At 42.4% G+C, this 14,083-nt stretch carries 16 protein-coding genes; all 16 read right to left on the bottom strand.

Annotated elements, in window-relative coordinates; translation table 11 throughout:
- Window positions 1-10 precede the first annotated feature (10 nt).
- Entirely contained in the window at window positions 11-850 is an 840-nt protein-coding gene (locus AA0Y26_RS02380; RefSeq protein ID WP_413364780.1) for a flagellar hook-basal body protein, read from the bottom strand.
- Between the two features lie 26 nt (window positions 851-876).
- Window positions 877-1,872, bottom strand: a complete 996-nt coding sequence (locus AA0Y26_RS02375; RefSeq protein WP_413364779.1) for a rod shape-determining protein — start codon at window positions 1,870-1,872, stop codon at window positions 877-879.
- Between the two features lie 183 nt (window positions 1,873-2,055).
- Window positions 2,056-2,346 carry a sporulation transcriptional regulator SpoIIID gene (locus tag AA0Y26_RS02370; RefSeq protein WP_413364777.1) on the bottom strand — a complete coding sequence of 97 codons (291 nt, stop codon included), beginning with the start codon at window positions 2,344-2,346 and terminating at the stop codon, window positions 2,056-2,058.
- 123 nt (window positions 2,347-2,469) lie between these two features.
- A complete protein-coding gene (locus AA0Y26_RS02365; protein ID WP_413364775.1) occupies window positions 2,470-3,114 on the bottom strand; it encodes a peptidoglycan DD-metalloendopeptidase family protein in 645 nt (214 codons plus the stop codon).
- A gap of 66 nt (window positions 3,115-3,180) precedes the next feature.
- The gene (gene spoIID / locus AA0Y26_RS02360) at window positions 3,181-4,041 is read right to left on the bottom strand and encodes a stage II sporulation protein D (protein ID WP_413364773.1); all 861 of its coding nucleotides are present in this window, start codon (window positions 4,039-4,041) and stop codon (window positions 3,181-3,183) included.
- Between the two features lie 344 nt (window positions 4,042-4,385).
- A complete protein-coding gene (murA, locus tag AA0Y26_RS02355; RefSeq protein WP_413364771.1) occupies window positions 4,386-5,684 on the bottom strand; it encodes a UDP-N-acetylglucosamine 1-carboxyvinyltransferase in 1,299 nt (432 codons plus the stop codon).
- A gap of 351 nt (window positions 5,685-6,035) precedes the next feature.
- Entirely contained in the window at window positions 6,036-6,278 is a 243-nt protein-coding gene (locus AA0Y26_RS02350; RefSeq protein WP_413364770.1) for a DUF1146 family protein, read from the bottom strand.
- A gap of 197 nt (window positions 6,279-6,475) precedes the next feature.
- Window positions 6,476-6,883, bottom strand: a complete 408-nt coding sequence (locus AA0Y26_RS02345) for a F0F1 ATP synthase subunit epsilon (RefSeq protein ID WP_413364768.1) — start codon at window positions 6,881-6,883, stop codon at window positions 6,476-6,478.
- Window positions 6,884-6,907: 24 nt separating this feature from the next.
- The gene (gene atpD, locus AA0Y26_RS02340; protein WP_413364767.1) at window positions 6,908-8,323 is read right to left on the bottom strand and encodes a F0F1 ATP synthase subunit beta; all 1,416 of its coding nucleotides are present in this window, start codon (window positions 8,321-8,323) and stop codon (window positions 6,908-6,910) included.
- A 49-nt stretch (window positions 8,324-8,372) separates the two neighbouring features.
- Entirely contained in the window at window positions 8,373-9,230 is an 858-nt protein-coding gene (atpG, locus tag AA0Y26_RS02335) for an ATP synthase F1 subunit gamma (RefSeq protein ID WP_413364765.1), read from the bottom strand.
- A 184-nt stretch (window positions 9,231-9,414) separates the two neighbouring features.
- On the bottom strand, window positions 9,415-10,923 hold the full coding sequence (atpA, locus tag AA0Y26_RS02330; protein ID WP_413364763.1) for a F0F1 ATP synthase subunit alpha: 1,509 nt from the start codon (window positions 10,921-10,923) through the stop codon (window positions 9,415-9,417).
- A gap of 29 nt (window positions 10,924-10,952) precedes the next feature.
- A complete protein-coding gene (locus AA0Y26_RS02325) occupies window positions 10,953-11,483 on the bottom strand; it encodes a F0F1 ATP synthase subunit delta (RefSeq protein WP_413364761.1) in 531 nt (176 codons plus the stop codon).
- Window positions 11,480-12,004, bottom strand: coding sequence for a F0F1 ATP synthase subunit B (atpF, locus tag AA0Y26_RS02320; protein ID WP_413364760.1), 525 nt, complete (start codon window positions 12,002-12,004; stop codon window positions 11,480-11,482). Before atpF ends, AA0Y26_RS02325 begins: the two co-directional genes overlap by 4 nt.
- Window positions 12,005-12,173: 169 nt before the next feature.
- Window positions 12,174-12,398 carry a F0F1 ATP synthase subunit C gene (atpE, locus tag AA0Y26_RS02315; protein ID WP_413364758.1) on the bottom strand — a complete coding sequence of 75 codons (225 nt, stop codon included), beginning with the start codon at window positions 12,396-12,398 and terminating at the stop codon, window positions 12,174-12,176.
- A 77-nt stretch (window positions 12,399-12,475) separates the two neighbouring features.
- Window positions 12,476-13,198, bottom strand: a complete 723-nt coding sequence (gene atpB, locus AA0Y26_RS02310) for a F0F1 ATP synthase subunit A (protein WP_413364756.1) — start codon at window positions 13,196-13,198, stop codon at window positions 12,476-12,478.
- Window positions 13,199-13,228: 30 nt separating this feature from the next.
- Window positions 13,229-13,600, bottom strand: coding sequence for an ATP synthase subunit I (locus AA0Y26_RS02305; RefSeq protein WP_413364754.1), 372 nt, complete (start codon window positions 13,598-13,600; stop codon window positions 13,229-13,231).
- Between the last annotated feature and the right edge of the window lie 483 nt (window positions 13,601-14,083).

Below are 14,083 nucleotides of genomic sequence, written 5' to 3'. Positions count from 1 at the left end.
TTAGACCTCCTTACACCTTACCGATTTCATTCACTGCCTTGTCCATACTCTTGTCATATGCCTGTAGTACTTTTTGATTCGCTTCAAATGCTCGGTAGGCTGACAGCAGGCTTGTCATAGACTGAGCCGCATCTACATTGGAGCCTTCTAGATACTGCTGTTGAAGACTAAACGTAACACCAGCTGCATCATAAGCAGATGGCAGTGCCTCTCCCTCCAACATACGGAACAGACCGTTATCCTGCTTCATCAGTACATCTGTATTTGCCGCAAAGGATACACCTAACTGTGCTGCTTGTACCCCATTTTCGTCTATAATCATCCCGTCTGGTGAAATCGTAAAGTCATCACTTTGCAGTTGAATTCTTTCTCCGTTTCGGTCTAAAACATATAAACCCATTCCCGTTACAAGATTGCCTTGTCCATCCAGCGTAAAGTTACCATTTCTAGTATATGCTTCATTGCCGTCCGGATGCTGTAAACGGAAGAAAATAGAGCCTGGCTTGCCTGAAGCCTCATCAACAGGAAGAGCACCATCGATTAGCGCAACATCTGTTGAAAGACCTGTTTCAAGCAGCGACCCTTGGGTATGGTTAGATAGAGATTCCTGTAAGTAAACACCTGCATTCAGTGTACCAACCGGAGTCGCCTGTAGTATATTTAGCCCCTTTTCTGTTGGGATGCCATTTGATGTAATTGCCGACATCAACATATCAGGAAATGAACGAATCGTCGTTTGCTCTGATTTATAGCCAGGTGTATTTGCATTCGCCATATTATTCGTCAAAATTTCCGTCTTGCGCTGTTGGGCCGTCATGCCTGATGTAACTGTATAGAATCCTTTAAACATGGGGGCTCACCTCAATTTTATTTTGATTACTTGGATGCGACACGATCAATATTATCCAGCATGATGCCTGTCCCAACCGCTACACAGTCCATTGGATTTTCCGCTATAAACACCGGTACCTTAAGCTCTTCCATCAATAGCTGATCAATACCATGAAGCAATGCGCCGCCGCCTGTCAAAATAACACCACGGTCAATGATGTCTGCCGATAGTTCAGGCGGTGTTTTTTCTAATACATTTTTCGCTGATTGAATGATCAGCTCTACAGATTCACGCAGTGCCTGCTCGATTTCTTTTGAATTGATTGGGATAGTGCGCGGTAATCCCGTCACCATATCACGCCCGCGGATATCCATCTCTTCATTGCGTCCTGCTGCTGAAAACACAGTACCGACTGTCATTTTGATTGTTTCTGCCGTCCGCTCACCGATCAGCAGTTTATATTGTTTCTTTATGTATTGTAAGATGTCGTTATCAAATACATCACCCGCTACTTTGATCGACTCACTCGTTACAATATCACCCATTGAAAGAACTGCGACATCGGTCGTTCCGCCACCGATATCCACTACCATATTTCCGCTCGGCTGGAAGATGTCCATTCCAGCACCAATCGCTGCCACTTTTGGCTCTTCTTCCAGATATACCTTTTTACCGCCTGATTTCTCCGCTGCTTCTCGTATCGCCTTTTGCTCCACACTCGTAATATTCGTCGGACAGCAGATTAAAATGCGCGGCTTTGATAAAAAGCCTTTAACATTCAGCTTGTTCAGGAAGTATTTCAGCATCGCTTCTGTTGATTCGAAATCTGCGATAACACCGTCTTTTAAGGGGCGGATCGCTACGATATTGCCCGGTGTACGGCCAACCATCTGGCGTGCTTCCTCACCAACTGCCAGCACCTTGTTTGTTTTTTTATCGATGGCCACTACGGATGGCTCGTTTAATACGATTCCCTTCCCCTTTACGTGGATCAGTACGTTCGCCGTACCTAAATCGATGCCAATATCTTTTGAAAACATGTTTTGTTAATCTCCTTCCCAGCTTTTCCAACATGTACACGTGCATATCTATTTATCTTGAATATTTTATCATATTAAATGACGAATTACACCAATATTTATCATCGGCCATTTCCTTATTCAGTTAATAAAGGTCCTAAATTTGTCAATAAAAAAAGCATTTTGACGACTGATGTAGTCTTGTCAAAACGCTTCTTTGTCCATTTGGATCTGCTGATCGGATTGTATTTTATGCTGCCATTTCTTCCGTGTCGCTTCTCCTCCGCGAAGATGCCTGACTGATTTATGGTATGCCAGTACTTCCTTGACCTCTACCGATAATGCCTCGTTAACCTTCTCAAGACGTTCTGTCAGATCTTTATGGACGGTACTCTTCGAATACCCTGTCATTTTAGCGATGGCGCGAACAGTCTCTCCTGTCTCTAATAGCAGCTGCCCTAACTTCACGCAGCGATGCCGAATATGCTCGTGCACGCTCTCTTCCTTTCAATCGCGTGTTTGTTCAGCTTATGCCGCGTGAATGGACGTTAGAACTAAAAACAATTGCGCCCAAGGCTTTACTATCTTTTAGTACCTAAACACCCCTGCTATGAGAAATTAAAATCCTAATAGCGATTTTGGATTGATGTGCTGGCCGTCTTTTAACACTTCAAAGTACAAATGGATACCGGCATTTGGATTCCATTCATTTTCGATTGTCGTCGCAATCGGCTCACCTTGTGTGACTGCATCTCCCTCTTTTACGAGGATGTCGCCAACTGATGAGTAGCGTGTCGTATAGCCGTTTTCATGCTCAAGCGTTACTGTATTGCCAGTGAAAGCATCTAGCTTTATTTCTTTTACTGTACCGCTTAAGGCTGCCATCACTTGGAAAGGCTCGCTGTTGATAGCAAGTGAAAGGCCGCTTGATGTCGAATATGTTTGATTGAATACAAGAAGTGAGTTTTCACGTGTTTCTGCATCGGCAGTCACGTCATAATAGTCCTGTACAATCTTCACATTGTTTAGTTGTGCTTCATCAAACGGGTACTTCATTGTTTCTTCACGGGCATTTGTTTCGATGACAGTTTCTTCTTCCTGTGAAACAGGCTGCAGCGTGTCAGTGTCCTCTGGCGTAGCCATTACATTATAGAGTACAATAAACGCAATCATGATAAGCGCAATAACTGCATAAACAGCTGGCCAAAACCAAGGTTTATCGACCCACGTTTTTGGAGATGTAGTTTGTTTGTTCTCTCCCATTGTTTATCACCTCAAGTGGTAGTGTGACCACTATTTGGATATTCTAAACAAGGAAATTTGGAAAATTTACTTTGAACATGCAAGTTGTTCTAACTTTGTATTTGGATAATAATGCTGGACGATTTCCTTGGCGTCTTTTCCTCCTGCAGCCAATGCATCTGCCCCGTACTGGCTCATTCCTACACCATGCCCGTAGCCTTTCGTTTCAATATGAACCCCCCGATTAACCGTAATCGTAAAATCTGCTGATTTTAAGCCCAGCAGCTCACGGAATTCACGCCCTGTCCACGAACGATTCCCAATCGTGATTGTTTCTACCCGGTTTGTATTATTGCGCGTTATTTGCGCCTGCCCGATTTGTGCAAGACTGAAATTACCTTGCAGTGCCTGATTGATCTGCCCAAGTGTAAAGCTTTCAGTATCCGTATACTCCTCTGGAGATGAGACGGCAGTCAAATAGGCAATTTGTGTGCCGCTGAAATTTTCTGATGTTTCCGTCTGCCCATTCGATGCTGCATGGAACATCGCCGTAATCGGCTCACCGTTGTAGGTAAGAATCTGATTTTTTGTTTCCTTCACTGCCCGTTTTAGCTTTTTTTCGTATTTCGGATTCAATTCTTCTTTATACACTTGATGAGCAGTCGTTTGCTTGATTGGATTTGCCCCGTAATTTGTCTGATGAATGGCATACGTCCTCGCAGCGATTGCCTGTGCCTTCAGAGCCTCTAGATCGAAGCTTGCCGGCATCTCCCCTGCGAGCACCCCCACTAAATATTGCTCCAGCGGCAATGCTTCATTTGATTCGGCAAAGGTGATAGAGATTACACACTCCTCCGCTACTTCTTTTGGCAAAGACTTCTTTTTAAACTGCAACGGGATAATAAAAAGCAAGACAACAATGATAAGAGGTAGAATATATTTTTTCATATCGCAGTCTATGAGGGATAGATGAGAAATCATTCCTGCTAATTTAAAAGTTTTTACGAAGATATTTCGGCTGGATTTCTGTCTACCTGGATAGACCTGATACATAGAATAACACGAAGCACTTCAAACGAAGAGGCTTATATCCCAACGCTTTACGACTGCTTGATTTGGCCGGCAGCAGCACTATATCCATCTATTTCTTCCTTCTCATAGCCTGTTGCTCCCTCTCACCATGCTTATCACCAAAAGGAGAGTAAATCTTACTTAATATAAAAATCCGCAAGCACTAAGTGCTTACGGATAGTATTGATTCATATAATTGCTGTAAGGTTCATATTTTAAGATTAAGCAGTTGCTTGTTCTTTTTCCTTTGTTACTTCTTCAGATACTCGTTCAATATCTGCGCCTAGTGCAGCAAGTTTTTCGTGGAAATTCACATAACCACGATCTAGGTGGTGAAGCTTTGTTACACGTGTCATACCTTCTGACACTAAACCAGCCAGGATTAGTGACGCAGCAGCACGTAAATCAGTAGCAGCTACTTCAGCACCTTGTAGTTCTGTTGTACCTTCAATGAACACAGAACGACCTTCAATTTTAGCAACAGCATTCATGCGGCGGAATTCTTCCACATGCATGAAGCGGTTCTCAAATACTGTTTCTGTAATGATGCTTGTGCCTTCAGCTGTCAGCATTAAAGCCATTAGTTGGGATTGCATATCTGTAGGGAATCCAGGGTGAGGCATTGTTTTAATGTCAACTGCCTTTAGAGGGCCATTTGCACGCACACGAAGACCTTCTGCTTCCTCTGTGATCGTAACACCCATCTCACGCATTTTAGCGATTACTGCTGTCATATGCTCAGGTACAGCATTTTCTATTACAACGTCGCCGCGTGTAATAGCTGCTGCGACCATAAATGTTCCTGCTTCAATACGGTCCGGGATGATGTAATGAGTCGTACCTGTCAGTTCTTTTACACCTTCAATACGAATTGTATCCGTACCAGCACCGACTACGCGGCCGCCCATTCCATTAATAAAGTTCGCCAGGTCTACAATTTCCGGTTCTTTTGCAGCATTTTCGATAATTGTCGTACCTTCGGCTAATGCTGCTGCCGACATGATATTTTCTGTTGCACCGACACTTGGGAAGTCTAAATAGATTTTTGCTCCTCGCAGGCGATCCTTCACAATCGCTTCTACATATCCGTGGCCAAATGAAATTTCTGCTCCCATTGCCTCAAAACCTTTTAGGTGTAATTCAATTGGGCGAGATCCAATTGCACACCCTCCAGGAAGTGCTACACGGGCAAAGCCATTGCGCCCAAGCAGTGATCCCATCACTAAAATGGATGCGCGCATTTTACTGACGAATTCGAACTGCGCTTCACTTGAAAGTGTACCTGAGGCATCAATCAACATTTCGTTATTTGCCGCGTCATACTCCACTTTAGCATTTAAGCTTCTAAGTACTTCACCGATTGTTTTTACATCTGCCAAATTTGGCACGTCTCTTATGATATTTGTTTTATTTGAAGCTAATAGCGAGGCTGCCAAGATGGGTAAAACGGCATTTTTTGCGCCTTCTACTTTAACTTTGCCCTTTAATGTCCGGCCACCCGTTACAATAATTTTATCCACAATTCGTCCCTCCGAATACAATTGTACGAAACTGTAAAACACAATTTATTAAAAAAGTTTAATAGTCCTTATTTATACAAACAATTTTCATGTTAACTTGCAAGACTCCCTAATACAAGCGCCCAAATCACTATTTTACGGTATTTTGATGAAATACGCTACATTTTTATAATACTCAACACATGGTAATATCGTGAATTTCATACAAATCCAAAAAATTGTGCGATTCTTTACTTTCCTACCCGCTACCTGCTAATTTAGAAACATTTTTTGTACATTTTTTGGGGAATTATAGGCATTGGAGCGGTAAACAAGACCTTGTTTCCCCCTCCAACATACACAATCGCCCAATTATTGGAATAAATAAGGCAGTTGCTGAGACCACGTGGAGAAGGTAATAAAAAAATTTGAAACTGTTGAACCGATTGTAATACTTAGCAAAATATAGAGCACTTGAATTTGAAATGTCTTTCCCTTTTTAAATACTTGCTCCAGACGTAATGACTGCAGCGCATAAAATGTCACACCAATAAAAAAGATATGAGAAACAATCCCCATGATTGCCTGCTGACCTAACTGTGAATACACATCCATCCCGCATCCTCCTTTTAGAAAAATCGTTTATCTGCGATAAGCACAGGTAGTATACATCCAGCGCTTGCCCACGCATACTATTTGGAGGCCGCGGCCTCTAACACAATTGCTTAGGCAACTTTTCCATTCGAAAATACATAGTTTGATTTTTAAGAAAAAAAGCGGGCAGAAAATGCATCTGCCCGCTTGTTCTTCAATTAGATATTACCCTCATGAACATTGATACGATTGATCGCGCGTTGTAAAGCTAATTCAGCACGTTTGAAATCAACGTTATCCTGTTTTTGTTGAAGACGCTGCTCAGCACGCGTAAGCGCTGCTTTTGCACGGGCAAGGTCGATTGTTTCAGCAACTTCTGCTGAAGAAGCTAAAATCGAAATCTTGTCGGGACGCACTTCAATAAAACCACCATTAACAGCCGCAAGATCAGTTTGGCCGCCTTCTTTATTCAGCTTCACCGCACCGATTGCAAGTGGAGCGACCATTGGAATATGGCCTGGAAGGACACCAATTTCACCTGAAGTTGTTTTGGCGATAACCATTGTTACTTCAGCATCGTATACCGGGCCGTCGGGAGTGACAATATTGACTGTTACTGTCTTCATGTGTTTTCCTCCTAGCCGTTAGTATTAAACCTCTACGCCCATGCTTTTCGCTTTTTCAACTACTTCTTCAATGCTACCAACTAAACGGAAAGCATCTTCTGGTAAGTGGTCGTATTTACCTTCAAGGATTTCCTTGAATGAACGTACAGTTTCTTTAACTGGTACGTAAGAACCTTTTTGGCCAGTGAATTGTTCCGCTACGTGGAAGTTTTGAGATAAGAAGAATTGAATACGACGAGCACGTTCTACTGTTTGCTTATCTTCGTCAGATAACTCGTCCATACCAAGGATGGCGATGATATCTTGCAATTCACGGTAACGTTGGATTGTACGTTGAACACCAGTTGCAACTGCATAGTGTTCTTCGCCAACGATTTCAGGTGATAATGCACGAGAAGTCGAAGCTAATGGGTCAACCGCAGGGTAGATACCCATTTCAGATAATTTACGCTCAAGGTTTGTTGTTGCGTCCAAGTGGGCGAACGTTGTAGCCGGAGCCGGGTCAGTATAGTCATCGGCTGGTACGTAAATCGCTTGAATTGAAGTTACAGAACCTTTTGTTGTAGATGTGATACGCTCTTGTAATCTACCCATTTCCGTAGCAAGTGTTGGCTGGTAACCTACCGCTGAAGGCATACGGCCTAATAGGGCAGAAACCTCAGAACCTGCTTGTGTGAAACGGAAGATGTTATCGATGAATAATAGTACGTCTTGACCTTCTTCATCACGGAAATATTCAGCCATTGTCAAACCAGTCAAGGCAACACGCATACGTGCACCAGGCGGCTCATTCATTTGACCGAATACCATTGCTGTTTGTTTAATAACGCCTGAGTCAGTCATCTCGTGGAATAGGTCATTACCTTCACGAGTACGCTCACCTACACCTGCGAATACAGAAAGACCGCTGTGCTCTTGGGCGATGTTGTTGATTAATTCTTGGATTAATACAGTTTTACCTACACCGGCACCACCGAATAGACCGATCTTACCACCCTTAATATAAGGAGCTAATAAGTCTACTACTTTGATACCTGTTTCAAGGATTTCAACTGAAGTTGATAATTGATCGAAAGTTGGAGCTTCGCGGTGGATTGAATCACGGCGAACTGATGCTGGAACCTCTTCACCTAAGTCGATTACTTCACCAAGTACGTTGAATACGCGACCTAATGTAGCTTCACCAACTGGTACTGAGATTGGCGCTCCTGTATTTGTAACTTCTGCCCCACGTTGTAAGCCATCAGTAGATGACATGGCAATCGCACGAACAGAGTCGTCACCTAAGTGAATCGCAACTTCTAGAGCTAGAGAAGTCGGCGCTTCATTTGGACGTTCAATCATAACTGTTAAAGCGTTATAGATTGCTGGTAATTGGCCGTTTTCGAATTTTACGTCTACTACCGGACCCATTACTTGAATAACTTGTCCTTTATTCATTACTGTGTACCCTCCTATCGTATTCTTATACGACGTCAGTAGAGTGCGCCTATTCTAAGGCTGCAGCTCCACCAACGATTTCTGTAATTTCTTGCGTAATCGCTGCTTGACGCGCACGGTTGTATTGAAGAGATAATTCGGCGATTAAATCCGAAGCATTATCTGTTGCATTACGCATTGCCGTCATACGAGAAGCATGTTCACTCGCTTTTCCGTCTAGTAACGCACCATAGATTAAGCTTTCTGCATATTGTGGAAGAAGTACTTCTAGAATTGCTTCGCCTGATGGCTCGAATTCATATGCAGCGTTGCTAGTAGCAGGTGCGATCTCAGTCAATGGAAGAACCTTTTTCTCCGTTACTACTTGAGAAATAGCACTTTCGAAGTGGTTATAGTACATATAAAGTTCATCATATGCGCCATCGATGAACATACCAACAGCATTACGAGCGATTTCTTTAATATCAGCAAATGTTGGTTGGTCAGGTAACTGTACAACACTGCCGATTACATTATGATCACGTTTTACAAAATAGTCACGTACGACACGGCCTACTGCAAAAACAACGTACTCATCTTTAGACTTGTGGCGCTCGTTAATCGTGCGCTGAAGCTGACGGAGGATACTTGAGTTATATGCACCTGCCAAACCACGGTCAGAACCAATTACTAAGTAAGCTGTTTTCTTAACAGGACGAGTTGTTAACATCGGATGACCGCTGTCTTTTGTACCTGCTGCGATTGCGCCTACTACGTCCTGGATTTTTTCCATGTAAGGAACATAAGCCTTGGCGTTTGATTCTGCACGGCGTAATTTCGAAGATGAAACCATTTGCATGGCTTTCGTCGTTTTTTGTGTACTCTTTGTAGAATTTATACGACCTTTAATTTCGCGTAAGTTTACCACTGGTATTTCACCACCTTTTGTTTTTTCATATCCTTACTTGGTCTTTTATCTTTGGATAGTAAGATATCCAGATATTCATGCCACATCCTCGAGTCGCTTCGGTTCCTTCCTGCGTGTGCGAGCACACTTGTCAGGACCCTCCAGCGCTTTTCGGATGTAGGCAAGCGTTAATATCTTTTAAAGATTACTCAGATTTAGCGAAAGTCTTTTTGAACGCGTTGATTGCTTCTGCAAGGTCAGCGTCAGCTGGAAGATCTTTCGTTGTACGGATGTGATCTAAAACGCCAGAGTGGTTTGAATCTAACCAGCTAAGTAGTTCGCCTTCAAAGCGAGTGATATCCGCTACTGGAATATCATCTAATAATCCGCGAGTTAAAGCGTAAAGGATTACAACTTGTTTTTCTACTTTAAGTGGTTTGTTTAGGTCTTGTTTAAGAACCTCAACAGTACGTTTACCACGCTCTAATTTAGCTAAAGTTGCTTTATCTAAGTCAGAACCGAATTGAGCGAATGACTCTAATTCACGGAACGCAGCTAAGTCAAGACGTAATGTACCAGCTACTTTTTTCATCGCTTTGATTTGTGCAGAACCACCTACACGTGATACTGATAAACCAGCGTTGATTGCTGGACGTACACCTGAGTTGAACAAGTCAGATTGTAAGAAGATCTGACCGTCTGTGATCGAGATTACGTTTGTAGGAATGTAAGCTGAGATATCCCCTGCTTGTGTTTCTACGAATGGTAATGCTGTGATTGAACCGTTTTGGTAAGTTTCGTTTAACTTCGCAGCACGCTCTAGTAAACGGCTGTGTAAGTAGAATACGTCACCAGGATAAGCTTCACGACCTGGAGGACGGCGTAGTAATAATGAAAGCTCACGGTAAGCTGATGCTTGCTTAGATAGATCATCATATACTACTAAAACGTGTTTACCTTGTAACATGAACTCTTCAGCCATAGATACACCAGCGAAAGGAGCTAGGTATAATAATGGAGCTGGTTCAGAAGCAGATGCTGTTACAACGATTGTATAATCTAATGCGCCATTTTTACGTAATGTTTCTACTACAGTACGTACAGTAGATTCTTTTTGACCGATTGCAACGTAGATACAAATCATGTTTTCGCCTTTTTGGTTCAAGATTGTATCGATTGCTACGGATGTTTTACCTACTTGACGGTCACCGATGATTAACTCACGTTGACCACGGCCGATTGGTACAAGCGCGTCAATCGCTTTGATACCTGTTTGTAATGGTTCATGTACTGATTTACGTGCCATTACACCGAAAGCTGGGCTTTCGATTGGGCGTGATTTTGTTGTGTTGACTGGTCCAAGACCGTCCACTGGTTGACCAAGTGGGTTTACAACACGACCAATTAGTTCTTCACCAACTGGTACTTCCATGATACGACCTGTACGACGAACTTCATCGCCTTCTTTGATGCCTAGGTAGTCACCTAGAATAACGATACCAATGTTACCTTCTTCTAAGTTTTGAGCCATACCCATAACACCGTTTGAGAACTCTAAAAGCTCTCCAGCCATGGCGTTGTCGAGGCCATGAGCACGAGCGATACCGTCACCAACTGTGATAACTGTACCAACTTGGCTAACTTGTAATTCAGATTGGTAATTCTCAATCTGCTGTTTAATCAGACTGCTGATTTCTTCAGCTTTGATGCCCATGTATGTTCACCTCTCACATTTCTTAAAATTTAACCAACTAACGTACGCTTTAGACTCTCTAGCTTAGATGCTACCGTGCTGTCAAAAATGTAGTTGCCGATCTGTACACGAACGCCACCAAGAAGTGACGGCTCGATTACGTTTGTAATTTCTAGTCTTTCCATTCCTACTAACTTGGCGAATGCGGCCGAAATTTCAGCACGCTCTTCTTCCGTTAATGTACGAGTTGAAAACACAATTGCTTCTGCAACACCTTGAGCAGTTGTTGCTAAAGCTTGGAATTCCTTCGCTACTAGGGAGACCTCGTCGATACGCTTTTTATCGATTAATAAATGAAGCGTATTCACGACAGCTGGATGAGCTCCAGTTAAGATATTCGATACCATTGCTTTTTTCATGTCAGACGTGACTTTCGGAGCTTGCAGGATTGCAATCAATTCCGGAGACGCTTCAAAAGCTTTTGTCAGCTCTTTTAAGTCTGTACTGATTTCAGCAAGGGCATTCTGGCTTTTCGCTAATTCGAACAAAGCTTCAGCATAGCGCTTAGCTACTTGACTCATTTTGCTTCGCCTGCCTTCGCAATCGTTTCTTTAATCAATGCGCTGTTGTCAGCCTCGGAAATTTCTTTTCCAAGAACTTTAGATGCAGCAAGAACTGATAGTGAAACCACTTCTTCACGCACAGCAGCGATTGCCTTTTCTCTCTCAGCTTCGATATCACGTACAGCAGACTCTTTCAAGCGAGCTGCTTCAGTACGAGCTGCAGATACGATCTCTTCACGAGTTGCGTCAGCTTGTTTCTTCGCACCTTCAACGATTGTTTGCGCTTCAGTACGAGCTTCTTTTAAAAGAGCTTTTTGTTCTTCTAATAGTGCATGTGTTTCTTTGCGCGCTTTTTCAGCCGCATCGATTTCACTTGCAACTAACTCTTCACGTTGCTGCATAATGCCCATTAATGGACCCCAAGCGAACTTTTTAAGTAGAAGTAACAACACACCAAAAATGATGACCGTTGCTAGAATATCACCTGTGTTAAGGCCTGATCCGCTAGCACCAAGTACTAGATTATCTACAAATACCACGATTGTTTCACTCCCTTCAAGAGCTTGTATATATTCAAAAAATCTATAATGTTTAAAACGTTGCTTTCAGTGTTAAATACTACATAAGTAAATGAGCAGAGCTTTACTCTACATCATACAAAAGGAATGGCGAAGGTTTGCTTCGCCATTTTTTCCGCTAGTCCAAAGACTATTGGTTCATTACGATGAATGCTACTACTACCGCGATGATTGGAAGGGCCTCAACTAATGCAACCCCGATGAACATTGTAGTTTGAAGAACGCCGCGAGCTTCTGGTTGGCGAGCGATCCCTTCAACTGTTTTTGAAACGATAAGACCGTTACCGATACCTGCACCAAGTGCACCTAAACCGATTGCGATTGCTGCTGCTAATAAACCAATTGAACCTGTCATTTTAAAATATCCTCCTTGGAAATTGTGTTTTTTTTGTTTGGTTCAAATTACCGCATAATTAACACGGAAATTTATAATTAATGGTCGTGACTCACTTTGTGTGCCATATAAACCATCGTTAACATAGTGAAAATGAAAGCTTGGATAAACCCGATGAAAATCGAGAACCCTTGCCATGCCATCATTGGTACGATTGCACCGACAGCGCCTAGTACACTAGATGTCGCTAATCCAGCGATTAACGAAAGTAAAATCTCACCTGCATAGATGTTACCGTAAAGACGTAGACCAAGAGTTAACGTATTTGCAAACTCCTCAATGATCTTTAATGGGAACATGAATGACATTGGTCGGAAGAAACCTTTTGTATATTCGCCAGTTCCTTGTAACTTTACACCGTAGTAGTGCGTCAATACAAGTACCATAGCTGCTAATGTCATTGTAACTGTTGGGTCAGCTGTTGGGGATTTCCACCATAAGTAATCATCATAAATGATTGCAAACGGAAGACCTAATAAGTTGGCTACTGCCACGAACATGATAAGAGTGATCCCTAACACGTGGAATCGACTGCCTGTTTTCCAGTCCATGTTACCGCCAATGATACCTTTCACGAAGTCCATAACCCACTCCATGAAGTTTTGCATACCTGTTGGCTTAAGCGCTAAATGACGAGTCGAAATAAAAGCGATTAAGAACACGATGGCAGCTGTAACTAATAGCATCATAACTGTAGACAGGTTGAATATAAGTGTTACAAAGCCAAGGTCTAGTACCCACTCAGGACTTTTATGATCCATTTCTGCATTCACCTCTCTTTCTTCTGCACTTTAATGGTTTTTTACATGATGGACAACCCGCTCGATTACGAGAAAGATGTACGGCATCATCAGCCCAATGACCGTGCTAATTAAGTGAAAATATTGTGGCAACGAAATTGCAATTGCGACTGCCGCAACACCAGAACCAAACCGCAGGGCGGTCCCTATTGATGGTGCTTTCGTCCCTTCACTAATGGAACGGTCAAACTTTTCCATCCGTCGAAGCAAAATCCAAAAGTTATATGTGCCAAAGAATGCCCCTAAAGCTATTCCGGCGAAGATTGTCTGAAAGGACGTAAATCCCCAGCCTAAAACACAGAGAGCGAGCAAAAAAAATAACGCTTTCTTCTGCATAGCGAAAATGAGATGCAAATCTAGCATTGGCAATTAATCTCCTGAACCTTTTTTTCGAGTAAGGAATCGCATATGACCATCAAGTGAAATAAAATAGTAGTAAATGCACTACAAGCTTCATTACTTCCAGCAGCAGTGGCTGCTTAGGCATGTCCTGAACTCTGTCACAACTTGTCCAATAACTGGGCAGCTAATGAGCTTTAATGGACATTCATCCAGACGCAGTAAAACGTTGCAAATTGACAATTATTGGTTTCAACTGTCAATCTAGTAGAAACTTGATATAACAAGTGTTTCAACACTTTTTGACTGTATGAAACCCTTATCATTCTTACCCTTTGTAAGCATACAATAGGGGTTATTTGATGTCAATTAGTTATAGGGAAAAACTTCGGTTCCACACGTTCCTTGTCAAATTGTTGACAAATTTGTGTATGAAAATTCACAATTGGTTTCAGAAATTTTTTATCCTATGCGTTTTTTATCTATTTCATACTAATTTTATCTTTA

It is taken from the genome of Lysinibacillus canaveralius (assembly GCF_047301505.1).
Taxonomy (GTDB): domain Bacteria; phylum Bacillota; class Bacilli; order Bacillales_A; family Planococcaceae; genus Lysinibacillus_B.
This window is presented reverse-complemented; position numbering and strand designations above follow the sequence as displayed.